22 protein-coding genes are annotated in these 22869 nt (G+C 68.3%); 8 read left to right on the top strand and 14 right to left on the bottom strand.

Annotated elements, in window-relative coordinates:
* Entirely contained in the window at window positions 1-882 is an 882-nt protein-coding gene (locus FB453_RS21470) for an ABC transporter ATP-binding protein (protein WP_145792800.1), read from the bottom strand.
* A 107-nt stretch (window positions 883-989) separates the two neighbouring features.
* On the opposite strand from FB453_RS21470, the gene FB453_RS21465 reads away from it, so the two are divergent.
* The 4 genes from FB453_RS21465 to FB453_RS21450 all read left to right on the top strand — a co-directional run bounded on the left by FB453_RS21465 (window position 990) and on the right by FB453_RS21450 (window position 3983).
* Window positions 990-2144, top strand: a complete 1155-nt coding sequence (locus FB453_RS21465; protein ID WP_145792797.1) for a histidine kinase — start codon at window positions 990-992, stop codon at window positions 2142-2144.
* On the top strand, window positions 2141-2743 hold the full coding sequence (locus FB453_RS21460) for a response regulator transcription factor (RefSeq protein WP_112583248.1): 603 nt from the start codon (window positions 2141-2143) through the stop codon (window positions 2741-2743). Before FB453_RS21465 ends, FB453_RS21460 begins: the two co-directional genes overlap by 4 nt.
* Window positions 2744-3139: 396 nt before the next feature.
* Entirely contained in the window at window positions 3140-3412 is a 273-nt protein-coding gene (locus FB453_RS21455; protein WP_145792795.1) for a hypothetical protein, read from the top strand.
* 166 nt (window positions 3413-3578) lie between these two features.
* A complete protein-coding gene (locus FB453_RS21450; protein WP_145792793.1) occupies window positions 3579-3983 on the top strand; it encodes a hypothetical protein in 405 nt (134 codons plus the stop codon).
* Here FB453_RS21450 and FB453_RS21445 read toward each other — a convergent pair.
* Together FB453_RS21445 and FB453_RS21440 are read right to left on the bottom strand one after the other, a co-directional pair.
* Window positions 3950-4441 (bottom strand): barstar family protein, encoded by a 492-nt coding sequence (locus FB453_RS21445; RefSeq protein WP_145792791.1) that lies wholly within the window; start codon window positions 4439-4441, stop codon window positions 3950-3952. The genes FB453_RS21450 and FB453_RS21445 overlap by 34 nt on opposite strands.
* The gene (locus tag FB453_RS21440; protein ID WP_145792789.1) at window positions 4438-5349 is read right to left on the bottom strand and encodes a GNAT family N-acetyltransferase; all 912 of its coding nucleotides are present in this window, start codon (window positions 5347-5349) and stop codon (window positions 4438-4440) included. Before FB453_RS21440 ends, FB453_RS21445 begins: the two co-directional genes overlap by 4 nt.
* A 222-nt stretch (window positions 5350-5571) precedes the next feature.
* On the opposite strand from FB453_RS21440, the gene FB453_RS21435 reads away from it, so the two are divergent.
* The gene (locus tag FB453_RS21435; protein ID WP_145792787.1) at window positions 5572-7800 is read left to right on the top strand and encodes a hypothetical protein; all 2229 of its coding nucleotides are present in this window, start codon (window positions 5572-5574) and stop codon (window positions 7798-7800) included.
* Here the strand turns inward: FB453_RS21435 and FB453_RS21430 are convergent.
* From FB453_RS21430 to FB453_RS21400, 7 genes are all read right to left on the bottom strand, one after another.
* The gene (locus FB453_RS21430; protein WP_145792784.1) at window positions 7762-8895 is read right to left on the bottom strand and encodes a carotenoid 1,2-hydratase; all 1134 of its coding nucleotides are present in this window, start codon (window positions 8893-8895) and stop codon (window positions 7762-7764) included. The two genes, FB453_RS21435 and FB453_RS21430, sit on opposite strands and share 39 nt — an antisense overlap.
* A gap of 47 nt (window positions 8896-8942) precedes the next feature.
* Window positions 8943-9758 (bottom strand): NAD-dependent epimerase/dehydratase family protein, encoded by an 816-nt coding sequence (locus FB453_RS21425; protein ID WP_145792782.1) that lies wholly within the window; start codon window positions 9756-9758, stop codon window positions 8943-8945.
* 14 nt (window positions 9759-9772) lie between these two features.
* The gene (locus FB453_RS21420; protein ID WP_145792780.1) at window positions 9773-10177 is read right to left on the bottom strand and encodes a cupin domain-containing protein; all 405 of its coding nucleotides are present in this window, start codon (window positions 10175-10177) and stop codon (window positions 9773-9775) included.
* Window positions 10165-11616: a MocR-like pyridoxine biosynthesis transcription factor PdxR gene (gene pdxR / locus FB453_RS21415; RefSeq protein ID WP_145792777.1), complete on the bottom strand. Its 1452-nt coding sequence runs from the start codon at window positions 11614-11616 to the stop codon at window positions 10165-10167. The genes FB453_RS21420 and pdxR overlap by 13 nt, the downstream gene beginning before the upstream one ends.
* A 113-nt stretch (window positions 11617-11729) precedes the next feature.
* Window positions 11730-12614, bottom strand: a complete 885-nt coding sequence (locus FB453_RS21410; RefSeq protein WP_145792775.1) for an RNA polymerase sigma-70 factor — start codon at window positions 12612-12614, stop codon at window positions 11730-11732.
* Window positions 12615-12725: 111 nt separating this feature from the next.
* The gene (locus tag FB453_RS21405; protein ID WP_145792773.1) at window positions 12726-13025 is read right to left on the bottom strand and encodes a sigma factor; all 300 of its coding nucleotides are present in this window, start codon (window positions 13023-13025) and stop codon (window positions 12726-12728) included.
* A 29-nt stretch (window positions 13026-13054) separates the two neighbouring features.
* On the bottom strand, window positions 13055-13489 hold the full coding sequence (locus FB453_RS21400) for a hypothetical protein (protein ID WP_145792771.1): 435 nt from the start codon (window positions 13487-13489) through the stop codon (window positions 13055-13057).
* A gap of 241 nt (window positions 13490-13730) precedes the next feature.
* Here FB453_RS21400 and FB453_RS21395 point away from each other — a divergent pair, with 241 nt between their 5' ends.
* From FB453_RS21395 to FB453_RS21385, 3 genes are all read left to right on the top strand, one after another.
* Window positions 13731-14342, top strand: a complete 612-nt coding sequence (locus FB453_RS21395; RefSeq protein ID WP_145792769.1) for a copper resistance protein CopC — start codon at window positions 13731-13733, stop codon at window positions 14340-14342.
* 153 nt (window positions 14343-14495) lie between these two features.
* Window positions 14496-15263, top strand: coding sequence for an SDR family oxidoreductase (locus FB453_RS21390; protein WP_145792766.1), 768 nt, complete (start codon window positions 14496-14498; stop codon window positions 15261-15263).
* Complete coding sequence (locus FB453_RS21385) at window positions 15260-15745, top strand: hypothetical protein (protein ID WP_145792764.1); 486 nt, start codon at window positions 15260-15262, stop codon at window positions 15743-15745. The genes FB453_RS21390 and FB453_RS21385 overlap by 4 nt, the downstream gene beginning before the upstream one ends.
* 49 nt (window positions 15746-15794) lie before the next feature.
* Here the strand turns inward: FB453_RS21385 and FB453_RS21380 are convergent, their stop codons facing one another.
* From FB453_RS21380 to FB453_RS21360, 4 genes are all read right to left on the bottom strand, one after another.
* Complete coding sequence (locus FB453_RS21380) at window positions 15795-17081, bottom strand: IS256 family transposase (RefSeq protein ID WP_145792762.1); 1287 nt, start codon at window positions 17079-17081, stop codon at window positions 15795-15797.
* Between the two features lie 180 nt (window positions 17082-17261).
* A complete protein-coding gene (locus FB453_RS21375; RefSeq protein ID WP_486480362.1) occupies window positions 17262-18605 on the bottom strand; it encodes a poly(ethylene terephthalate) hydrolase family protein in 1344 nt (447 codons plus the stop codon).
* A 139-nt stretch (window positions 18606-18744) separates the two neighbouring features.
* Window positions 18745-21183, bottom strand: a complete 2439-nt coding sequence (locus FB453_RS21370) for a non-reducing end alpha-L-arabinofuranosidase family hydrolase (protein ID WP_145792757.1) — start codon at window positions 21181-21183, stop codon at window positions 18745-18747.
* A 558-nt stretch (window positions 21184-21741) separates the two neighbouring features.
* On the bottom strand, window positions 21742-22725 hold the full coding sequence (locus FB453_RS21360) for a GNAT family N-acetyltransferase (protein WP_145792752.1): 984 nt from the start codon (window positions 22723-22725) through the stop codon (window positions 21742-21744).
* Window positions 22726-22869: the final 144 nt, after the last annotated feature.

Raw genomic sequence — 22869 nt, 5'->3', positions numbered from 1 at the left:
TCAACTGTTGATGGCGCGGAACACGTCGTCGAGCCGGGTCGGCCCTGCCGCCAGGTCCCGCAGTTCCACGGCGTGGTCCTGCGCCCAGCCGAGCAGGACGTGCAGGTCCTTCTGCAGCTCGAAGGTCTCGACCGTGACCTTTCCGTCCGCGTCGACGGCGGCCCGCACCGGCAGCGCCGGCGCCGGTGCCGGGAGCGAGAAGCGGATGACCGCGGGCAGGGTGCGGGTCAGCTCGGAGACGGTGCCTTCCCGGTGGAAGGCGCCCTCGTGCATCAGCCCGATCCGGTCCGCGCGCTGTTGTGCCTCCTCCAGGTAGTGCGTGGTGAGGACGATGGTCGCGCCGTTCTCCCGGAGCCGGTCCACCGTCGTCCAGACGGCGTCGCGGGACTGAATGTCGAGGCCGGTGGTCGGCTCGTCCAGGAAGATCAGCTCCGGGGTGCCGTAGACCGCGGTGGCGAAGTCCAGCCGCCGCTTCTCCCCGCCGGACAGCTGCGACACCTTGCGGCCGGCTCGGCCGGTGAGGTCGACAAGGTCGAGCACCCGGTCGACGTCGTCGGTGCGCCGGGTGAGCCGACCGACCAGACCGACGGACTCACGGACGGTGAGGTCCGGGGAGAATCCGCTCTCCTGGAGCATGACACCCATTCGGGGACGTACCGCTCGTCGGTCGTCGGGGCTGTGCCCGAAGACGCGTACGGTGCCCGAGGTTGGCCTCCGGTGTCCCTCGACAACCTCCATGGTCGAGGTCTTTCCGGCTCCGTTGGTGCCCAGCAGTGCGTAGAGCTCTCCGGGTCGTACCTCGAAGGAGAGGTCCTTGACGGCGTGGAAGTCGCCGTAGGTGAGGTTCAGTCGTTCGACTTCGATGACGGGTGTGGTGGACATGCACCTATGACAGCGCGGGCGCGGCCGACCCGTCAGTGGCACCACGTCATCACCGCATGTGACGTGGTGTCACTGGTCGTGGCCCCTGGCTGCCGGATACTGAGGTGGTGACCGGGAGATCGCCGCGCTTCACCGAGTCGACGCAGGGAAGACTGCGGCGGCTCAACCTGGCCACGTCACTGCCGCCGGTGGTGTTCGCCGCGGTGGTCCTGCTCTACACCGATGCGCGTACCTGGTGGCACGTCGTCGTCCTGGCGCCGGGGGCCGTGGCGGCCGTGGTGGCCTTCGAACGGTGGACGGCCAACGACCTCGCCCGGGTCGCGCTGCCCTGCCTGGTCGTAGCGGCGGCGGTCTGGCCGCTCGGGGTTCTGGTGACCGGCAGCCCCAACGCCTACTGGGGTGTCTGCGCCGTAGGTTCGCTTGCCCTGCGCGAGGTGCGACGACGCCGGAAGCTGGTGATGGCCGGGCTGTTCACCTACGTCGCCGCCGTCGGCGCGGCACGGCTGCTGGTGCAGCGGGACGACATCGCTCACGTCCTGGTCACCTACGTTCTCATCCCGACCGCCCTCACCGTCATCGTGACGGTCTTCACAGTGGTGGGCGAGCGGTTCTACGACCTCATCCGGGAGCTCGAACAGACCCGGGAACGCGAGGCGGAGCTGGCAGTGGTCCGGGAGCGCGTGCGGTTCGCCAGCGACCTGCACGACATCCAGGGCCACACTCTGCACGTGGTCAAGCTGAAGATCGCCCTGGCCCAGCGACTGCTGCTCCGCGACACCGCTCGGGCGGAGAAGGAGCTGCGGGAGACGTACACGCTGGTCAGCGACACCATCGCACAGACGAAGGAACTCGCCTACGCGCAACGGCGGCTCAACCTCACCGCCGAGATGGAGAACGCGAAGAACCTGTTCGAGGCCGCCGGCATCCGGGTCCGGGTGACCCGGGAGGCCGAAGTCGATGCCCGCGCCAGCGAACTGCTCGGGCAGGTGCTGCGGGAGACGACCACGAACATCCTGCGGCACGCGCAGGCCACCCAGGTGCAGATCACGCTCGCCGCGTCGGGCATCACCATCGTCAACGACGGCGTGACCGCCACCACGGCCCTCGAGCTCAGGGGACTTGCGGCGCTGAGGCAACGGGTGGCGGGGGACGGGGGTGAGCTGACTGTGGAACAGAAGGACGGGCGGTTCCTGACCGCCGCGGTCTTCCCACCCGCTCGGGCCGACGCGGCCCCGACGGTCAGCGGGGAGGACGGCCGATGACCACCATCGTGCTCGCCGACGACGAGGCGCTGCTGCGCACGGCCCTGGCCGCGCTGCTGCCGATGGAGGGCGACATCACCGTTCTCGCCGAGGCGCAGGACGGCCGAACGGCGATCGCCGCCACCCTGCGGCACCGGCCCGACGTGCTGGTCATCGACCTGGAGATGCCGGGCGTGGACGGCCTGGGCGCGGTCGCCGAGATCCGCCGCGAGCGACCGGAGCAGGTGATCCTCATGCTGACCCGGCATGCCCGCCCCGGCGTCCTGCGCAAGGCGCTGAAGCTCGGTGTCCAGGGCTTCGTCAGCAAGTCCGCCGAGCCAGCCCACATCACCTCGGTCATCGCCACCCTGCACTCGGGAAAGCGCTGGATCGACCCGGACGTGTCAGTGCTCGCCGTCACCGAGGACTGCCCCCTCACCGACCGTGAAGCCGACGTCCTGCGGGTCACCGGCGAGGGCTACTCGGTCGCCGACATCGCCGCTCGGCTCCACCTCGCTCCGGGCACCGTCCGCAACTACCTCTCCAACGCGATGCGCAAGACCCAGACCCGGACCCGCCACGAAGCGGCCCGCTACGCCCGCGAACACGACTGGCTGTAGACGCGTCCACAGTCGCGGACCGTGAGTTCCGGCTGCCAAAGGAGGAAGGTCGTCCGCCACGGCGGGCAGGACATCCAGCAGGGCGGCGGCGATCCCGCCTGTCAACCGGGGGACCGTGACAGCGGTATGCAGCACCAGAGCTTCTGATGTCCACAGCACACATGGGGGAGTACCAGTGGATCAGTCGTATGACTCGGTCGCCGCCTGGCGGACCGCCGGCGAGGCCGGTGACGCCGCCGGCGCGGTTGCCGCCCTCAGCCCCGATGTCACAGTGGTCTCGCCGATCACGGAGCAGTTCACGTTCCAGGGCCGCCAGCAGGTACGCACCTTGCTCGAGGTGGCCCTGCCGCGATCGATGACATCACCTACACCGACCAGGTCGCCGAGGGCCGTACCGTGGCGCTCTTCTATGAGGCGCAGGTCGGCGCGGTGCGTCTCCACGAAGCCCAGCGACTGCGCCTGGGCGCCGACGGCCTGATCAGTGACATCACCCTCTACGTCCGACCCTTGCCAGCGCTCACCCTGCTGATGGCTCGCCTCGGGCCCGACCTGGCCCGACGCAACGGGCAGCCGGGCCTGGCCCGGCTGATCCCGCTCGCCAGCGGCGCGATGCACTCGATGGCCGCCACCGGCGAACGGAGAATCATGCCGAGAGTGGCACCCCGGTAGCAGCATCTGACACTCCCGCACCTCGCTCTGCTGGGGGAGTGGAACCCGCCCAGGGCGGGAGGCGTCACGGTGCTGCCTCGGCGAGGGTGCTGGTATGCCCGCTCGCAAAGGCCGTCGCTGGGCGTACGGCGCCTTGGCTTGGTTGATCTTCTTTGTGGTGTCCCACGTGATCCTGGTGTTCTTCCCTGGGCCCGATCCGACCGGTGATGGGCCGTGGGGCATGAGGGCCTACGTGATCTTCAACGTGGTGCTCATCTCGATGTCGGCCATCGGAGCAGCCGTCGTTCTGGCCACAGTCCGCCCGCCGGCTCGACGCCTTCCCCGGTGGCTCCTTCTGACCCCACTGTTGTTCGGCAGCATCCTGCTCGTCATCCGTGGTGTTCCAGGAATGGTCGAGAATCTTCTGATGGTCACCGGTATCCGTCGCGGTGGTGTCGTGGGGGTGGCGGACATCTCGATTGGCGAGTTCTGGACCGGCATCGGAATCAACACCTACTTCTGCGCAGGAGCAGTGCTGCTGGTGGGGACGACCGTTTCCTACGGCCGACGATCAGCCGACCCGTCTCGGTGAGGCGTAGCGGCGCCCGCGCGGGCGATCTCCTGCCGCAACAGAGTCGCCTCGTCGTCGCGGTCGCAGAGCAGCAGCACCTTGAACTCTGGCTGGCCGAACGGGCTCGCCCAGTGATGTACGGCCTGCGACAGGATCCGGAACAGCGTGCGCCGATCCTCGGCACTGCTCGACAGCATCCGGGGCGCGTTCTCGACGACGATGAGATACCCGTCCGCGGGCAACCAGTGCAGATCGCGGAGACAATCGGACAGCGCGTCCCAGTTCCAGCCGAAGTAGCCCGGAAAGAACAGCGCGTCGGAGAACTCGTAGAAGGCGTGGTCCGCGTCCGTCATCCTCGTTCCGTCGAGCCGGGCGACGACGAATCTGCCCGCTGCCGGTAACACTGCCGCCAACTCGACCAGTGCAGTGCGCGAGCAGACCTCGACCTGCTCTGTGGAGCCGCTCCACCAGCTGCTCATCGGACGATGACCAGGCTGGCCATGTCGACGACCGGCCGGTAGCCGAGGGCGGCGTAGATCTTGTTCGACGTCGGGTTGGCCTGGTCGGTGAACAGGCAGACCCGCGCGCCCTCGGCCCGGATTCGGCGGGAAACCTCGGCGACCGCGTTGCTGGCCCAACCGCGCCCGCGCTGGGCCGGCGGTGTGTACACCGGGCCCAAGCGGGCCACCCCGAACGACGGTGGGTTGGCGCCGGTGAGGTGCATCGGTTCCCCGGTCTCGTCGACCCAGAACCACAGCCGTCCGGCGTGGAGCCGACGCAGCACCTCCGCGTGGTCGGGCGCTTCGTGCGCACTCGTACCGCGCGGGCGGCCCGCCTGTTCGTCGGCGTCGCCCACGAACGCGGCGAGCCACTCCGTGACCAGTCCCGCGTCGTCCTCGGTCGCGGCCACCAAGCCGCCAGGCACCGGTGGCGGCCACGTCAGTTCGCCGAGCTCGTGCAGCCGTGTGTGCTGGGAGACCTGGACTTCGCCCCCGCCGAGCCGGGCCAGCGCGGTGGCGCACAGGTCGACCGTGGGCAGGGCCCCGTTGACCGCGAGGACCTCTTCCCCGCGATCGTGTAACGCGTGGGCCAGCGCAACGGCCGCCTCGTCGGGCATGGGCAGCAGGAATGGTGGATAGGGGGCATACGGCGCCGAGCGCATCCCGGCACCGACCACGGTGCCGGAGTCGTCGCTGACCACCAGCCACCAGTTGCGGTCGGGTTGCGGGATCCCCTCGGCCCGCTGCGACAACAGCCGGTGCGCGACGGTGGTCACGACCGTGCTGATGACCGGATCGGTGCCCAGGTAGTCGCCCGCAACGGCCAGGAACTCGCCCGGATCGCTGAGGAACCGCAGCCGCAGTCCGGTTCTCGGGACAATGCTCATCCGCGTACGCTAGCCACCGCCTACCAGATCGACACGGGAATTTTGTGCTGCCGAGGACCTGTAAGCGCCGAAACAACCATGAGGCGGGGCCCACGGTTGGTCCCGGGCGGGCGGGGTACACCGCCGCGAGTGGCGCGGGGGCTGGGTTCACCCGGCTTGGCCACCGAAGGTGCTTCGGAGGGGCCGATGTCGGGTGCGTCAGCGCGGTCAAGCGGGCCCGGGATGTCCGATGACGTGGTGGAGCTGCGGGTACACGGGGCCGCCAGCGCAAGCGCCGCCCAGGTGTTGAACGTGGCGCAGGTCGAGCAGGTCGCGGGCGACCGCAGTGGGGGCTTCTACCGACCCCACCGCCCATGTTCGTGCGGCAGCGGCGAACGGGTGACGGAGGCGTACCACTGGGGTGACCTGCCCGCCGGAAGCGTGGTCCGAACACTGACGCTGGTGTTCCTCCTGCCGTTCATGCTGGCCAACCTTGCGATCTGGATGCGACCGGCGAGCCCTGGCTCCGACGCGATGGTCAGATCTCTGTGCCGGTTGCTGGCGCTCACTCTCACCGTGCTGTATGTCCTTGCCTTCGCCGGCGTCACGCTGGACCTGATCGCGTGGAAGTGCATGGGCTCGCCACGTTGCCTGGCCGGGCGCTCCTGGTTGTCCTGGTTGGGTGGGCAGCCCGTGGGCCTGCGCCTCGCCGTGCTCGCTGTGGTTCCGGCCGTCGCCATCGGTCTGCTCTGGCGGGCCAGCACCCGGCCGCGAAAGATGTTCGACGCGTTCCGCGCTCCCGCGGACGAGGTCTCCGAGCATCGACTCAGCGGGATCGGTCAGTGGGACGCGGGGCCGCTGGTGGGTCGGCTGCGCTCGATTCACGTCGCGGCGGCGTTCGCGACACTTGACGTCGCACTGCTCGCCGCCCGAGCCGCGAACGGCGCCTCGGCCAGCACGATCGCGTTGGCCGTGGCCACCGGGACGGTGCTGGCCAGCTGCGTGGTCCTGCTCTGCATGCCTCCGCTGCTCGACCGGGCCGCCTCGGATCAGCGACTGGACCGGATCACCCGCACGGTGCGGACGGTAGCCGTGGCCCTGACCATCGTGGTGACGGCCCACGTCCTCGCCAGCCCAGCGCCGTGGCACGAGGGGGGCGGCCTACCCGGCTACGGCGCAATTCTCACCTCGTTGTTCGTTGCCCAGACGACCCTGCTGGCCGCCCTCGGCGCTGTGCTGCTCTGGCGCCGGGTTCGGCGGCGGGACGCCATCCCGTTGCTCGGGCTGGGCGCACTGGTGATGGCGGCCAGCGCGGTCAGTCTGGCGGTGGCGGTGTCCGCCGAGCTGGTCTACCGGGTGGCGGATTTCCTGGATCGCGACGCGCCGACCGGAGCGGGCCTGGCCTCCGGTCTGCCGCCGGCGTTCACCTGGGCGATCTTCGGCTTTCTCCGGACAGTGCTGTTCACGCTGGTGGTAGCGGTCCCGGTCATCCTCATCTCTCGACGCCGTCGACTTCGTGCCGCTGCGGCGATCGTCGCCTGCGACTACCCGGACCGCCCGCCCGCAGCCGCGACCCGACTGCGGCAGGTGCAGAGGGCGATAGCCAGGGCCCGCTTCACGGAAAGACTGATTCCGTTGGCGGTGGTCTACGCCTGCCTGGCCGGGATCGGCACGGCCACGACCACCCTCGGTCTGCTGGAGTTGCTGCCGAGCGAGTCTGTGCAGCGGTACGCACGGGTGCCCGGCGACCTGATCACCTTCTCCATCGCGTTCGGAAGCTGGGGGATCGCCGCGATCATCCTCGGCCTGGCCCTCGGTGGAATCTTCGCCTACCGGACAGCCGAATTCAGGCGCCACGTTGGTGTCCTGTGGGACCTGGGCACGTTCTGGCCCCGGGCCGCCCACCCGTTCGCGCCACCCTGCTACGCCGAACGAGCCGTGCCGGAGTTGACCCGACGAATCACGTACCTGGTCGGACGCGGCAACCTCGTGCTGCTCACCGCACACAGCCACGGTTCGGTCCTGGCCGCCGCGACCGTGCTCCAGTTACCGCCGCAGGTCAGCAGTCGAGTCGCTCTGCTCACCCATGGGTCACCACTGAGCCGACTCTACGCGCGACTGTTCCCCGCCTTCGTCGACGACGAGGTGCTGCACGAGATCGGCGCTCGCGTCGACTGGCGGTGGGTGAACCTGTGGCGCGACACCGACTCGGTTGGCGGCTGGGTATTCACCGCCCACCGGACAGCCGCGCCGGTAACCGTCGACGGGACCGCGGCAACGGTGGACCGCCGGCTACGGGATCCCGCCGACGTGGTGCCGCTACCTGGCGACAGCGTCCCGCCGCCGATCCAGGGACACCGGCCCCGCGGATCGGAGCAGCGGTACGCCGACGCGGCCCGCGAGCTGATCGAGCGCCTTCGCCAGCCCGTGGACTCAGGGCCGCTTTCGGGCGACCCGCCGACCGGGCAGTGACGGATCCCCGGCAGTGCCTCGGGCGCGCCCGAAATACATGAGCTCCCAGATTGCGTCCTCGGCGAACTCCTCGACCACGTGCCCGCCCTTGTGGTGTTCGATCGTGAGCAGGCCGGCGAAGCGGAGGTAGGCGCCGTCGAACCGGATCAACCGCGCCGCTGTCCGCTTCAGCCAGGGCAGGTCCTTCGTGAGGGGGTTGCGGACCAGGTCGCGCTCGCGGTCGAAGGTCACCACGTACGTGTCGTCGTCGTCCACGTACGTGTAGCGGACGATGCTCGCCACTGGCTTGCCGGTCTTCGCGTCGGTGTAGACCCCGTCTCGCTCGAACGTCATCTTGGCTGGATCGTCGCCGATGATCCGGCCGTCGCGGGCCAGCATGAAGATGGGGATCTCGGCGAAGCCGTACCTCTCGGCGCCAGTGATGAACGACGCGATGACCGTGTACGGTCCGGCGTGCCCTCGCCCCCAGTACCAGTCATTGAGGATTTTCGGCAGCCCGACGTTGCCCCAGTTGTGGTCGTGGTAGCCGACGCCGGTCGTCTCGTGCCGTACCCCGCCGATCGTGTACGAGCCCCGCACGGCTCCTTGGGGCACCGAGGGCAGCCAGTTGAACTCGAGGTCGCGCTCCGGGCCGAACAGCATGTGCCCAGTGGCCGGACGCCAGGCCGGGACCTCGGACGTCAGTGTGAAGTCGACCCGCAACCCTCCGGCGGTCGCCTGGATCCGGTACTCGCGCAGGTTCTCGCCCTGGAAGCGGTTGCCCGGCCCCATCCGGACGTCGGTACGCCCGCTCGCCGCCCACCACTCGGCCGCGGGGATCGCGATCGTGTTGTTGGACATCGTCCCGTCAGGCAGTTCCAGGTTGACCCGCAGCTGCGGAGACAGCGGGCTACCCGCCGCGCCGAGGTCCTTGTTCATGAACACCACGACCACCTTCGCGCCGTCGTCGAGGTGGGCGTCGAAGTACCACCACTCGTACGACCCGGCGCGATTGTCGGTGCGGGCGCCGTCCTCCCATTCGCGTACGACATCGCGTTCCAGCCCGAAGCGGGCATAGTCGTCGCTCAGCGCGGCCAGTTCGGGTTGATCCGACATGACTCTTCGTCTCCGTTGCTTCTACAAGATCAAGATGTACGGACGGCTCACAGGGTGACGAATCCCTGCCGCCAGGACGGATAGGCCGGGTTCCAGCCGAGGTGCGTGCGGGCGTAGTGGTTGCTCGCTCCCCGCGCCCAGCCATGCCGTTCGCCCCCGGTCGCCGCTGGCGCTGGCACGTTGGCCGCCGCGCAGAACGCGGGCACCCACTGCGAGGCGGCGGCTGGCTCGTCGTCGCAGACGTTGACGACGCCGACGGGCCACTCCAGAGCCGCGACCGCGGCGTCGACGGCGTCGTCGATGTGCAGCAGGCTGCTCACGTCCGCGTCGGCGGGGATCTTGCCGGCGGCGGCGAACTGGGCCATCAGACCGTCGCGGGCGTACCAGGTGCCCGGGCCGTAGAGGGTGCCGTACCTCAGCACGACCCACTCGGGCGCCTCGTGGACGGCGGATTCGAGCGCGGCGGCACCACCCACACTGGTCTGGCGTGGCTCCGGGGCGCCGAGGTCGAGCGGGGTCTCCTCGGTCGCGGGCTCGGCGCCCGGCTCGTACGCCCAGGCGATGCTCTGTGCCACGATGCGGCGTACCCCGGCGGCGAGCGCCGCGTCGACCAGGTTGCGGGTCCCGGTCCGACGCAGCCGCGCATTGGCGGCGAAGTCGCCCGTGCTCAGGCTGGTCAACTGGTGCATCACCACGTCAGGCCGGGCGTCGCGGACGGCGGCCGCCACCGCGTCCCGGTCGAGCACGTCGACGGCGACCGGGCCGTTACGGGCCAACCCGATGACCTCATGCCCCTGGGCGGCCAGGATCGGCTCGAGACGGCGGCCGATGACGCCGGTCGAACCGGCGAGAACGATTCGCATGACGTGCCTCTCCGTCAGTTCGGTCGGTTTGAGCGGCGGTTCCTACGCTGTTCGAGCTCCTCGGGGCTCACCAGCACCAGCATTTTTTGGCCTGGCGCGCACACCATCACGACCAGGAATTTGGTCACCCGATCGGACAGGTTGTTGGCGGACCGGTAGTGGATGACGTCGCCGCCAGGCTCCCAGAACGCCTCGCCGGCCTTGATCACCCGTTCGGGCTCGCCCTCCAGCTCGAAGATCATCTCGCCCTCGAGCAGATAGCCGAAGACGGGGCCGGAGTGCCGGTGCGGCGGCGTGCCCGGGTCGCCCGGTGGCAGTTCGATCGTCGCTGTCATCACATGGGAGCCCTCCGGCAACTCCGGCGGCATGGCCGTGCCCAGCAGCACGATGTCGTTGTTTCCGATCTTCATGGTCTGCATGAATCGAACGTATCCCCGACCGGACCAGCAGGATGAACCAGTTGGTGACCGGTCTGATGGACCAGTTGGCAGAGTCCGGACAGTGCCTCCTGCCAGGCATGAGCCGGTGGCGCCGCATATCCGAGGACCAGGGCTGCCGACTGCCGCTCATCCGCGGGGTCGTGCCAGTAGCCGTTGCTGTGCAGGCCGATCAGGTGCAGTCCCTCGCGGCGCCCGGCCTGGATCAGCCAGCGCTCCTCCGCCACGGACGCCAGCGGTAGCAGCGCGTGCACGCCGGCAGCGATGCCCTCCAGCGCAGTGGTGGTCACCTCGGCCAGGCGGCCGGCCAGTTCGGTCCGGCGACGCCGGTAGGTCAGGCGCATGCGGCGGATGTGCCGGTCGTAGTCGCCGTGCGTGAGCAGGTCGGCCATGGTGAGCTGGTCGATCGCGGAGACTGCCGCGCAGGCCTCCACGATCGTCGTCGTCAGTTCGCGACGCAGTGGCTCGGGTACGACGAACCAGCCCAGGCGGACGCCCGGCGCCAGCGACTTGCTCGTGCTGCCGGCGTACACGATCCGCTCTGGTGCCAGCGCCTGCATGGCGCCCACCGGCCGCTGGTCGTAGCGGAACTCGCCGTCGTAGTCGTCCTCGATCAGAAACGCGTCGTGCTTGCGTGCCCAGGCGATGAGCCGGTAGCGGTGCCCTGGGGCGAGCACCACTCCGGTCGGATGCTGATGCGCCGGGGTGAGTAGCGCGGCCTGACCCGCCGCGTCATCCGGTTCGGCCCCGCCGGGGCCGACGGTGAGGGGGGTGACTGTCAGGCCCGCGGCACGCAGCACCATGCGGTGATGGGCCAGACCGGGGTTCTCGGTGGCGATGGCGCGGACGCCGCGCCGGTGCAGCGTCCGCGCCAGAAGGGAGAGGCCCTGGGTGAAGCCCGCCGTGATCACCACCGCATCCGGGTCGCAGAGCACTCCACGAGTGCGCGCGAGATAGCCGGCCACCGCCGCGCGCAGTGCGGGTAGCCCGGTCGGCTCGGAGTAGTCCAGCGTGCCGCGGGAAGCCGTTGTCAACGCCCGGCGGACACTGTCCGCCCAGGCCGTTCGGGGAAACGACGCGAGGTCGGGAATCCCCGGCCGCAACTCGATCAATGGCCCGGCCGGGGGTGACGGCCGCGGTTGCCTGCGCGAGTCGGGCGGATCATGGAGTACGTCCGCGACCCGGGTGCCCGAGCCGGGTGCCGCCAGCAGCCACCCTTCCGCCACCAGCTGCGCGTACGCCTGCACCACAGTGCCCCGGGCCAGGCCCAGGTCGGCGGCCAGGCTGCGGCTCCCGGGTAGGCGTGACCCGGCTCGCAGCCGACCTGTCCGAATGCTCTCCCGTATTGCGCTCTCCAGCGAGCGACCCGGGAAACCCGCACTCCGATCGAACTCCAGATGCAGGTCAAGCGACTTCGTCACTCAGCAACGATCCCATTCGTGTGAGCAGCGCCGGCAGGTTCGGCGACGACTCAGGCGCCAGACCATCGACCTCGACGTACGTGCCGTCGACGACCAGGCGCCGGTGCCGACGGTCACCGCTGGAACTGGGCTAGTTTCTGCGGGTTGAGGATGATCAACACTCGTTCGATCCCGGCGGGTGAGGCGTCGATGGTGACCAGAGCGACAGTTGTCCCGGGCCGCGAGACGAGGATCGCGGCTTGGCCGTTGGATTCGACGATCTCCGGCGAGAGGTCGCGGCCGAACTTCCGGATCAGTCCCAGGACGTAACGCGCGACGTTGTCACGTCCGACGACGGGTAGCTGGGCGGCCCGGACGGCGCCACCGCCGTCGGCGTAGGAGATGGCTGTTTCGGCGAGCAGTTCCTCGAGCTGGGTCAGCTCACCGGATCGGGCTGCGGCGAGAAAGGCATGCAGCAGGCGGTCGCGGTCGGCGTGGCCGACCGGCTCGCGCCGCTGCCGGGCCAGGTGCGTGCGGGCGCGGTGGCCGAGCTGTCGTGCGTATGCCTCGCTGACGTCGAGTACCTCGCCGATCCGCCGGAACGGGTAGTCGAACGCCTCCCGCAGCACGTACACCGCCCGCTCGACCGGGGTGAGCCGTTCCAACAGGAGCAGCACGGCGAGTTCGAGTGACTCGTTGCGTTCGGCCTGGAGTGTCGGGTCGGCGGAGGTGTCGACGGGCTCGGGTAGCCACGGTCCGGGATACAGCTCGCGGCGGGCGCGAGCCGACGTCGCGGCGTTCAGAGCGAGCCGAGAAGTCGTCGTGACCAGGAACCCGATCGGGTCCCGTACCCGGCTGCGTTCGGTCTGCTGCCACCGGAGCCAGGCTTCCTGGACGATGTCCTCCGCCTCCGCGACACTGCCGAGCATCCGGTAGGCGATGCCGAAGAGCCGCGGACGGACCGCGTCGAACGCCGCTAACGCGTCGACAAGTGCCCCGTCTTTTCCTCGCCCTACCATGGCCGCCGCCTCGTCGCTTCCATCCCTGAATGTGCAGGTGAGTTGGAACTACCGCCGATATCGCTTCTGTCTGTCGAGCACCAGCCACACAGGTACCCCTGCGGGGCCGTACTACAGCACGTGAACGGCGTTATGGCCAGCGGCTTGGGTCGGCGACGATTCGAGCAGACCGATACAGATCTGCACGAGCATGCCGACGAGCCAGGTAAAGGGACTGTCGACGCCATCCTGTTTGTGGTCCGGCATCGTGTACCAGACGGTGTACGTGGCTTGTACCGCGTGTTCGGCGGCGTCGACTGAACCGAGCAGGTGGTGGGCGAGGTTCTTGAGGAGGCGTCGTTCGGCGACGACGACGCAGAACGCGCTGGGTAGCGCGTTTGACCGAAGTGGTCGGAGGGGTTCGGGAACCATCGGCTCTCCCAGTGGTTGACGCAGCAGGTTCAGTGGGCGGCCCGAGCCGAGGCGAGGTCGCGCCGAGCCGCCGAACGGTCGCGCAGCGCCGTCAGCAAGATGATCACCAGGCCGATGAGCGCCACGGCCGCGTTTGCGGTGGTGAGGAGGATCGCCTCACCTACGGTCGCCCCCTGCATGTTGGTGAGGTGATAGAAGAAGTGCGGCAGCGCGAAGACCGAATAGGCGGCCGCGGCAGGGATGACGAAGTGGGCCTTGGGTTTGACCGCCGCGATGCCCAGCAGCAGGGCGATTGCCAGTGACGCAGTACCGAAGTCCCGCGCATAGTGCTCGCCGAACGGTGGCGTGAGATCCACTGTCGGGAAGTTCGCGTAGAAGCTGGCCGGCCAGATCGCGTTCCAGGCTCCGACCACGAAATTGTCGAGAAACAAGATCGCCAGTGCGATGCGGATGATGGCGGTCATGATCGTCGCTCCTTGCGCTGTACCGGCTCGGCGTCCGCGGTGTCGTCCTTGACACGCCAGCCGACGTGGCTGGACATCTCAGGAGCCCGCTGGTGGTGGGCGAGTGTCACCAGGTACGGACCGAGCAGGGCTCCGATTCGTGACACACGGCCCCGGCCGCGACCTCTGCTGTCACGAATCGCGGGGCCGCTCGGTCCAGTTCGCAGACGTCGCGGTCGTTCGCGGCGGAGGGGAGCACACCATGAAGAGAAGCGTTGCGACGCGCGTGACCGACACGTCAGACACCGGTCGGGCGCCTCGCACTGGTCGTCGCATCAGATTGATCGTCACGGTCGCGCTTGCTGCCGGTTTCCCGCTGGCGGTCACGCCCGCGCCCGCGTTCGCGCACGGCGCGACGCATTCGATCACGCCGACCGCCGGCGCCGCGCTGGCGAAGGCCCCGCAACGGGTCGAGGTGGTGTTCGCCGCCGAGATCACGTCCGACAGCAGTGTCACAGTGACGGACCACACGGGGACGGACTGGGCAGGCGGTCGGCCGGTTGTCCACGGAGCGACGCTGCGCCATCAGGTGAGAGCGGATATGCCTGACGGCTGGTACGAGATCAGTTGGCGAGCCACCTTCACCGACGGACACCCGGTGGCCGGCACGGCGGAGTTCACTGTGGGAGCGGAAGCCGCGGCGGCCGCCGCGGCGAATCCGTTTCGGGCCCGTCTCACGCATGGCGGAGTCGTCGCGTTGTACGCCGCCTCAGGTGTAGCCGTAATCGCTCTCCTACTCGCGATCATGACGCTCTCACGCGGTGTCTATGCCGCCAACAAGCGCACCGATACAGATGACGGTTCCACCCTTTAGGGCTGTCTGCGCAGTCTATTACTGGACGAGAAGCCTCGGAGAGGTAGAACCAACAGTGACATCACAGCGGTTCATCCCCCCTTCACCCCGGCCCCCGGTCCGGGCTACGCGCCATCGCGGCGTTACGGCGAACACGGATCGGGAGGTAGCTCGGTGCGTATCGCGGTAGCTGGCGGCACCGGCGGGGTTGGACGTCTCGTCGTCAACGCCGTACGGGCTGCCGGCCATGAGCCGGTCATCCTCGCCCGCTCCACGGGCGTGGACCTGATCCGCGGTTCCGGGCTGGACGAGGCGCTGACCGGCGTACCGGTCGTGATCGACGTCAGCAACGTGTCGACGATCAACCGGAAGAAATCGGAGAACTTCTTTGGTACGGCGACAACCAACCTGCTCGCCGCAGGCCAGCGCGTCGGGGTGCGGCACCACGTCGCGCTGTCGGTCGTCGGCGCCGACCGGGTGAATTGGGGTTACTACGCGGGCAAACGACGCCAGGAGAAGCTCGTCCTGGACGGTGCGGTTCCCGCGACGGTACTCCGCTCGACGCAGTTCTACGAGTTGGCCGCGCAGATGCTCGCCACCATTCCCGGTCCGATCGCAGTGGTGCCCCAGATGCTCATGCAGCCGATAGCGGCCCACGAGGTCGCCAACTGTCTCGTCGACCTCGCAGTGGCAGACCCGACCGGCCGGGCGCCCGACATCGCCGGCCCGCAAGAGTTGCGCATGTCTGACATGGCCCGCCGCCTGCTACGCACCCGCGCCAGTCACCGCCTTGTCCTGCCCGTCCGCCTTCCGGGAGCGACCGGTCGAGCCATGGCCGGACACGGCCTGCTGCCCACCGGCGCCGGTCCGCGGGGCACACAGACCTTCGACCAGTGGCTGGCCAGCCCGGCAGCGCAGAACGACGCCGGGCGGACCCGATGAACGAAGGCCGGTCACCCACCCCCGCCGCACCGCGGGCAACGTCAACAGACGGGCGGGACACCGCGCTGACCGCGTTGATCCGGATCGCCCTGGCCGTCCTCTTCCTCGATGAACTCGTTGTCGGGTTCTGGAACCAGGTCTTTCCCGCAAGCTTCTACGACAACTTCCCGACCGTCACCCTCACCCCGCCCTTCAGCGAGCACTACGCGCGAGACTTCGGCGGAGCCACCCTCGGCCTGGCCGTCGTCCTGGGCATAGCGCTTGCCGCACCTAGAGCCGCATTCACCATCCCCGCCGCGGCGGCGTTCTCCACCTTCGCCATACCCCACTTCTTCTTCCACCTGACCCACCTCCACCACGCCACACGTGGCGAGCAGGCCTTCCTCACAACCGCCAATGCCGTCGTCGCCCTGCTCGGCCTTCTCGTCATCGCCCTGACGCTCGTCCGAGACGCCAGGCGTCGCCGCCCTCCGGCCACGTGATGCGGGCGGACCGGGACTGTCTCGCTAACGGTGTTTCCGGCGATCTTGGTTAGTAGGTTTCAGCGGCTGGGAAGCGGTCGCTGAAGGTGATGGCGAAGGCGTTCAACGCGGGTTTCCAGCGCATCGTCCATCGGGTTCTGCCTGCTCCGGTGGGGTCCAGGGACCGGGTCACCAGATACAGACACTTCAACGCGGCCAGTTCGTTCGGGAAGTGGCCGCGGGCCTTCACCGCCCGTCGGTAGCGGGCGTTCAACGACTCGATCGCGTTGGTGGAGCAGATCACCTTGCGGATCTCGACGTCGTAGTCGAGGAACGGGATGAACTCGGCCCAGGCGTTGTCCCACAACCGGATCACCGCCGGATACCGCCCGCCCCACTTCTCCGCCAAGTCGTCGAACGCGGCGCGGGCCGCCTGGGCGTTGACGGCGGTGTAGATCGGCTTGATGTCGCGCTTGATCTCGTCCCAGTATTTGCGGGAGGTGAGCCGGAACGTGTTGCGGATCAGATGGATCACGCAGGTCTGCACCACCGTGCGGGGCCACACGTTCGTGACGACCTCGGGCAGGCCTTTCAGGCCGTCGCAGACGAGGAAGAACACGTCCTTGACGCCCCGGTTGCGCAGGTCGGTCAGCACGCTCATCCAGAACTTCGCGCCCTCACCACCCGCGCCGGCCCACAGCCCGAGGATGTCCTTCTCCCCGTCGAGGGTGACCCCGATCGCGGCGTAGAACGGCCGGTTCGCGACCTGCCCATCTCGCACCTTGACCACGATGGCGTCGATGAACACGGCCGCGTAGATCTCGTCCAGAGGCCGGTGGGACCAGTCGGTCATCTCCTCGATCACCTTGTCGGTGATCCGCGAAATCGTCTCCTTGCTGACCGAGGCGCCGTAGATCTCGGCGAAGTGCGCGCTGATCTCCCCGGTCGTGAGGCCTTTGGCATACAACGACAACACAACCTCGTCGACGCCTGACAACCGGCGCTGCCGCTTGCGCACGATCTGCGGTTCGAACGTGCCCGCCCGGTCCCGCGGCACGTCGATCTGCACCGGCCCCGACGCGTCGGTCAGCACCGTCTTCGCCCTGGTGCCGTTGCGGACGTTGCCCGACTCCACCCCAGCCGACTCATGTTTCTCATAGCCGAGGTGCTCGGTCATCTCCTCGTTCAGCGCGGTCTCCAGGACCGTCTTGGTCAACTGCCTGAGCAGCCCGTCCGGGCCGGTCAGCGACAGCCCTTGCTCCTTGGCCGCCCGGACCAGCTCGGCGGCGGCCTTCGCCTCAGCCGACGGCTCAGGCCGCTTCTTACGTCCGGTCTGGTCGTCCAGTGTCGCGGTCATCACGGCACCCTCCTCACCAGGCACAACGCCCGATGGGCCGGGCCGGAAACACCGTTAGATCCACAGACCCGGCGGACCCGGCGCGATGCCGGGTCCGCCCGTTTCAGGCGTGCTGGATCCCGCCCTGCCGCTGGCCGATCTGCACACCCTCGAACGGGTGCTGCGCGGAGTCGGCCGTGATCAACGTGCGAGGGCGGCGAGTCGGAACTGCTGGTTGGTTTGTCCGTGGCAGTCGTAGAGCTGGATCTGGGCTCCGTTGGTGGTGCTCCAGGCGTCGAGGCATCGTCCGGACTGGACGTTGCTGATGGTGCCGTTGGAGTTGACGTTCCACTGTTGGTTGGTCTGGTTGTGGCAGCTGTAGATCTGGACTGCCGCGCCGTTGGCGGTGCCTGCCGCGTCGAGGCACATGGTGCCGTACACCTGGAGTTGTTTGCTTGAGGTGTAGGTCCATGCCTGGTTGGTTTGTTTGTTGCAGCCGTAGAGCTGGACGCGGGTGCCGTTGGTACGTGAGGCGTTGGGTACGTCGACGCACCGACCGGACTGCGTGCCGACGATCTCGTTGGCGGAGCCGGGCGGAACGGTCGGCGGATCGGTGGGGGTCGGCGGGTCGGTGGGGGTCGGCGGGTCGGTCGGGGTCGAGGGCAGCAACGGGCAGGTGCTGCGGTAGGTGACCACGCCGCTGGAGTCCAGCAGGGGGCAGAGGAACTGGCTGTACCGGGTGTCGTTGTCGATGAACATCTTGACGAACGGCAGCATGGTCCGGACCATCACCGGGTTCGACCGTCCGACCATGAAGCCGTGATCGGCGCCAGCGACCTCCACGTAGACGCTCTCCGTCGTGGCCGGGAGGCTGTTGTACAGGCCGGTGGCGTAGGACGGGGTGACCACCGTGTCCGCCTGCCCAGAGAAGATCATGGTGGGCACGCGGTCGTTGGCCAGGTTCGACGACGGCGAGTACGGCGCGATGCCGACCACTGCCTTCAACGACGAGCGTCGGGTGGCCGCACTCAGCGCGCCACCGCCGCCCATCGAGTGACCGGCGACCGCCAACCGGTTGGGGTCGACCCGGTCGCGTACGGGGCTCTGCTGTGTGAGGTAGTCCAGTGCGGCGAGCAGCTGGGTGCCTCGGGCCGTGTCGAAGTCGTTGCGGCTGTTGGTCTCGATGCCGATCACGACGAAGCCGTGGGACGCCAGCCACGGTCCCATCCAGGCCAGCTCGGCGGAGAACAACGCTGTGTAACCCGGCGAGATCGCGATGGCACCGAAGGTGCCCTGGCTGGTGTCGGTCGGGTAGTAGATCCTGCCGCCGTTGAAGCCGTACCCGGTCGGGACGCTGACCGACGTGTTGGCGAAGGGGCCGTTCACGGCGGTGACGCTGGTCCGGGTGGGGTCGGGGCCCCGCTGGTACGGGTTGTCGGCGGCCGACGCCGACCCGGTCGCCACGGTGATGGTGAACAACCCGACTGCGGCGGCGATCCCGGCCGCGGCGAGCTTGAACAGCCGTCCCCGAAAACGGGGCGCCACTCGGTCAGTGTGGGTCTTTCCCGAGGGTGGGGGGTGGTGTCCGTGTCCTCGCACTATCGCTACCTCCTGGTGGTGGATGGGTGCGGGGCGGACGGGCCCGGTGTGGTGCCGAACCTGCCCGCCCCGGCGTTGTCCGTCGTCAGCGTTGGAGCGTCAGCAGACCCGGCCGGTACGGCAGGAGGCCATAGTCGCCGCCGGAGCTGGGGGAGCGCCCCTGGTAGAGCAGTTGCAGGTTGCAGGCGTCAACGGTCATGGTCTGATCGGCGTTGCTGCGGATCAGTTCGCCGTGACTGATGTCGTTGGTCCAGGTGGCGCCGCTGTTCGCCTTGCCGGCGAAGGGGTTGCTCTCGGACGTCGCCTGCGGCGTCCACGTACCACCGAGGCTGGTGGCCGTGAACGAACGGAAGTACCGGCCCTGCGAACCGATCGCCTCGACGATCATCAGGTACTTGTTCAGGCCCTGGAGCTTGTAGACCTGAACGGCCTCGAAGAGGTTGTTCGTCGTGTCGGTCATGATGGTCGTGTAGTTGGAGCCGAAGCTGCCGGGGAAGTTCCCGATGGGCATGCTGGCCCGGTAGATCCGGCCGTTGTCCCCGGCGAAGAACAGGTACATGTTCTGGTCGTCACCGATGACCGCCTGGTCGATCGGACCGGTGCTGGAGTTGGAGATGCTGCCGCTGAACAGCGTCTGCGGCGACGACCACCCGTTCGGGTTGGTCGGGTCGCTGGAGGTCCGGTACGAGAAGGCCGGGCCGCCCCACTGGTAGGCCAGCACCCAGATGTTGCGCGGCGCAAAGTAGAACAGCGACGGTGCGACGGTCGCCGAGTTCATCGCGTTCTGGCTGGCCGAGCCCATCTGCGAGTAGTTGCTGAAGAGGCCAAAGTTCATCGAGCCCCACGTGGTGCCGGTGTCGTGGGTGGTGGCGTAGACGAGCTGCTGGCCGTTGTACGGCGCGACGGTGAAGTCCTTCAGCGACACCCACCCCGACCTCGGCTGTGCCAGCGCACCCGACGACGACCAGCGGTACGACGAGGGAAGGTCACACGTGCCGCCGGTCGGCGGCGGCGTCGTCGGGGTCGACGTCGGGGTCGGGGTCGAGCCGCCGCCCAGGGCGGCGAGCCGGAACTGCTGGTTGGTTTGTCCGTGGCAGTCGTAGAGCTGGATCTGGGCTCCGTTGGTGGTACTCCAGGCGTCCAGGCATCGTCCGGACTGGACGTTGCTGATGGTGCCGTTGGAGTTGACGTTCCACTGTTGGTTGGTCTGGCTGTGACAGCTGTAGATCTGCACCGCCGCACCGTTGCCGGTCCCGGCCGCGTCGAGGCACATGTTCCCGTACACCTGCAGCTGTTTGCCCGAGGTGTAGGTCCAGGCCTGGTTGGTCTGCTTGTTGCAGTCGTAGAGCTGCACCCGGGTGCCGTTGCTGGTCGAGGCGTTGGGCACGTCGACACACCGGCCCGACTGCGTGCCGACGATCTCGCTGGCGGAGCCGGGCGGGTTGGTGGGTGGGTTGGTGGGTGGGTCGGTGGGCGGGTTGGTGGGGCCCGCGCTGTTCAGCGCCTCCAGGGTGGAGTTGTAAGCGGCCTTCTTGTTGCCGTTGCACTCGAAGAGCAGGGGAGTGCCGCTGGAGCGCCACGAGTCGCAGTCCCGCACCCCCCACACGGTGAGCCCGTTGCAGCGAGCCACGGCAAGGCAGTCGTTGACCACACTGCGGTAGGTGTTGGCCTGCGTCGTGCCGGATCCCTCGATGTCCAGCTCGGTGATCTGCACGTCCACCCCGAGGGCGGCGAAGCTGGACAGCGTGGTGCGGTAGTTGCTGTTGTACGGCGAGTTGGCGTTGAAGTGCGACTGGAAGCCGACGCAGTCGATCGGCACCCCACGAGACTTGAAGTCGCGCACCATGTTGTAAACGGCCTGCGTCTTGGCCCAGGTCCAGTTGTCGGTGTTGTAGTCGTTGTAGCAGAGCTTCGCGTTCGGGTCGGCCGCGTCGGCGGCGCGGAACGCCGCCTCGATCCAGTCGTTGCCGGTGCGCTGCAGGTTCGAGTTGCGGCGGGCGCCGCTGTTGCCGTCCTCGAACGCCTCGTTCACCACGTCCCACGAGTAGATCTTGCCGCGGTAGTAGGTGGCCACTCGGGTGACGTGGTTCAGCATCGCGTTGCGCAGCGCGGTGCCCTCCATGCTCTGCATCCAGCCCGGCTGCTGCGAGTACCAGGCCAGGGTGTGGCCCCGGACCTTCCAACCCCGGGAGATGGCGTGGTTCACGATCCGGTCCGCGTTGCTGAAGGTGAAGTTGTTCTGCTGCGGCTCGGTCGCGTCGATCTTCATTTCGTTCTCGGGGGTGATGCTGTTGAACTCGCGGTTCAGGATCGTCGTGTAGGCGCTGTCGTTGAGTTTGTTGGCGGCCACGGCGGCACCGAAGTACCGGCCGGACTGGGCTGCGGCGGCACCGAGGGTCGTCTCGGCGGCCTGGGCCAGATTGGGTAGCAGCGATACGATCAGGGTCAGAATTATCGCGGCTGTTCCGGAAAGAGTGAGCGTTCGCAGTCGGGTGCGCCTGATGGGACGGGTCCGGGGAACCATGCTGATCCTCCTGTGGTGGGGGTAAGAGATTCCTGTCGCTGTTCCATTGGGAGGCCCCGCTCGGATGGCGGCGGGCACGATGTCGAGTCCGCCCGAGCGGGCCGGGAATCACGTCGGGCACCAGCCCAGATGCGAGTTGTTCGGGCTATCTGGCCAGCGGGTGGAGGGCGGTGACAGGTGGCCCGGTCGCCCGTCGGGGGGTGGTTGCGGGCGTTGGGCTCTTTCGGTGGTGGACGTGGTCACCTGGCAGGTGGGTGGGCCCGACGGTCGCGTGAAGCGCCTCCAGTGCTAAGGGATCTTGTTAACGTTCACACTTGTCGATGACTCTCAGGCTGGCAGAAAATTCCAGAGTTTTCAACCGGTAGTTTCGGACCTGTTACGGATCAGTGCGGTGGTGTTGGACTCTCCGCGCACCGTGGCTGGTCGACCCGCGTTACGCGATGGACCAGCTCGGCAGCGACAAGCTGGACGTACGCATCGCCGGGCTCCACGCGCTGTGGCAGATCGCGGAACATTCCGCGTACGCGGCGCAGAGCGCGAGTCGACGAACCGTTGGGCTTACGGCTGCTCGTCGGCCTCGGGTGTGAGCTGCCGCATCAGCACCGCGAACCCTTGCCCCGACTCCACAAAACCCAGTTTCCGGTAGAGCGCCAGAGCGGGGTGATTGCTGTCGGTGACCTTGAGTCGTAGTTGTCTGACGCCTGCTGAGCGCGCACGGTGCAGGACTTGCGAGATCATCGCTGTGGCCAAGCCACTGCGGCGCCAGGCTGCTCGGGTGCCCAGACAGTGCAGAACCGCCGTCGGCGTGTCGGTGCTGCCGTCGGCGAGCGCGAAGAGGAAGGCGGCCACCGGGTTGTCGCTTCGGTCGGCCTCGGCGAGCACCAGGCAGGAGAGGTCGGGCAGGAACCGCGGATGTCCGGTCGCGTGCTGCGGCCAGGTGCGCTGGTCTGGTCGAACCGCTGTCGGGCTGTCGGCGTAGGCCTCATTGTGGGCCAGCCGGGCCAGTTCGTCGTAGCGCTCGTCGACAGGTGTCAGCACCAGACCGGGCGGTAGCGCGGGAGCCGGCGGCTCATCAGGCACCGCCAGGACGAGGTCCCGTTCGTGACGGGCCAGCGCGAAGCCGCCACGGATCAGCAGCTCGCGGCCGGCCCGGTCGTTCTCGGCACCCCGGATGCCGAGGACGGCCCGCGCCGATCCTCGGCTGTCCCGTAACTGCTTCGCCTGGTCGATGAGCCAGTGGTGCAGCTCTGCACGGACGTCGTCGGCAATGTCGGGATGAAACACGTTGGTCAGGCGGATGCGGAGAACGTCGTCCGCTGTTCCCATGTCGGCGACCTCACCGTATGCGGCGACGCTGCCGGTGTCATCGCGGCCAACCCGGGTGCGTCCGGCACTGTCCGGCCCGAGAGAGGCCAGTCGATTCCGGACGTCCTCAGCGCGCTGCTCCATGCCGACACTGGCGACCGCCTCGGCGCGCTGGAAGAGTGCTGCCAGCGCTGCTGCGTCGGCTGGCGTGGCGCGACTCCAATCCGCGATCCTCATCGATGGTCATCCTATGGGCCTGATTCGATGAAGGTCAATCGCACGCCGGATCGCCGGAGAGCGTCGAGCATCCAGATTTCTGAGCTGCCCGAATACCGCGGCCTTCGATCAGCCTCCACGTCGACGACCTAACCTCCTAGGACG

The organism is Micromonospora sp. CNZ322 (assembly GCF_007827755.1).
This window is presented reverse-complemented; position numbering and strand designations above follow the sequence as displayed.

Excerpts from the sequence above, each read along its gene's own strand:
- FB453_RS21460 (WP_112583248.1), top strand. The coding sequence starts at position 2,141 with ATGACCACCATCGTGCTCGCCGACGACGAGGCGCTGCTGCGCACGGCC.
- FB453_RS21405 (WP_145792773.1), bottom strand. The coding sequence starts at position 13,025 with ATGGTTCCCGAACCCCTCCGACCACTTCGGTCAAACGCGCTACCCAGC.
- FB453_RS21400 (WP_145792771.1), bottom strand. The coding sequence starts at position 13,489 with ATGACCGCCATCATCCGCATCGCACTGGCGATCTTGTTTCTCGACAAT.
- FB453_RS21445 (WP_145792791.1), bottom strand. The coding sequence starts at position 4,441 with ATGAGCAGCTGGTGGAGCGGCTCCACAGAGCAGGTCGAGGTCTGCTCG.
- FB453_RS21470 (WP_145792800.1), bottom strand. The coding sequence starts at position 882 with ATGTCCACCACACCCGTCATCGAAGTCGAACGACTGAACCTCACCTAC.
- FB453_RS21430 (WP_145792784.1), bottom strand. The coding sequence starts at position 8,895 with ATGTCGGATCAACCCGAACTGGCCGCGCTGAGCGACGACTATGCCCGC.
- FB453_RS21420 (WP_145792780.1), bottom strand. The coding sequence starts at position 10,177 with ATGCAGACCATGAAGATCGGAAACAACGACATCGTGCTGCTGGGCACG.
- FB453_RS21395 (WP_145792769.1), top strand. The coding sequence starts at position 13,731 with ATGAAGAGAAGCGTTGCGACGCGCGTGACCGACACGTCAGACACCGGT.
- FB453_RS21385 (WP_145792764.1), top strand. The coding sequence starts at position 15,260 with ATGAACGAAGGCCGGTCACCCACCCCCGCCGCACCGCGGGCAACGTCA.
- FB453_RS21425 (WP_145792782.1), bottom strand. The coding sequence starts at position 9,758 with ATGCGAATCGTTCTCGCCGGTTCGACCGGCGTCATCGGCCGCCGTCTC.
- FB453_RS21440 (WP_145792789.1), bottom strand. The coding sequence starts at position 5,349 with ATGAGCATTGTCCCGAGAACCGGACTGCGGCTGCGGTTCCTCAGCGAT.
- FB453_RS21370 (WP_145792757.1), bottom strand. The coding sequence starts at position 21,183 with ATGGTTCCCCGGACCCGTCCCATCAGGCGCACCCGACTGCGAACGCTC.
- FB453_RS21380 (WP_145792762.1), bottom strand. The coding sequence starts at position 17,081 with ATGACCGCGACACTGGACGACCAGACCGGACGTAAGAAGCGGCCTGAG.
- FB453_RS21410 (WP_145792775.1), bottom strand. The coding sequence starts at position 12,614 with ATGGTAGGGCGAGGAAAAGACGGGGCACTTGTCGACGCGTTAGCGGCG.
- FB453_RS21360 (WP_145792752.1), bottom strand. The coding sequence starts at position 22,725 with ATGAGGATCGCGGATTGGAGTCGCGCCACGCCAGCCGACGCAGCAGCG.
- FB453_RS21435 (WP_145792787.1), top strand. The coding sequence starts at position 5,572 with ATGTCCGATGACGTGGTGGAGCTGCGGGTACACGGGGCCGCCAGCGCA.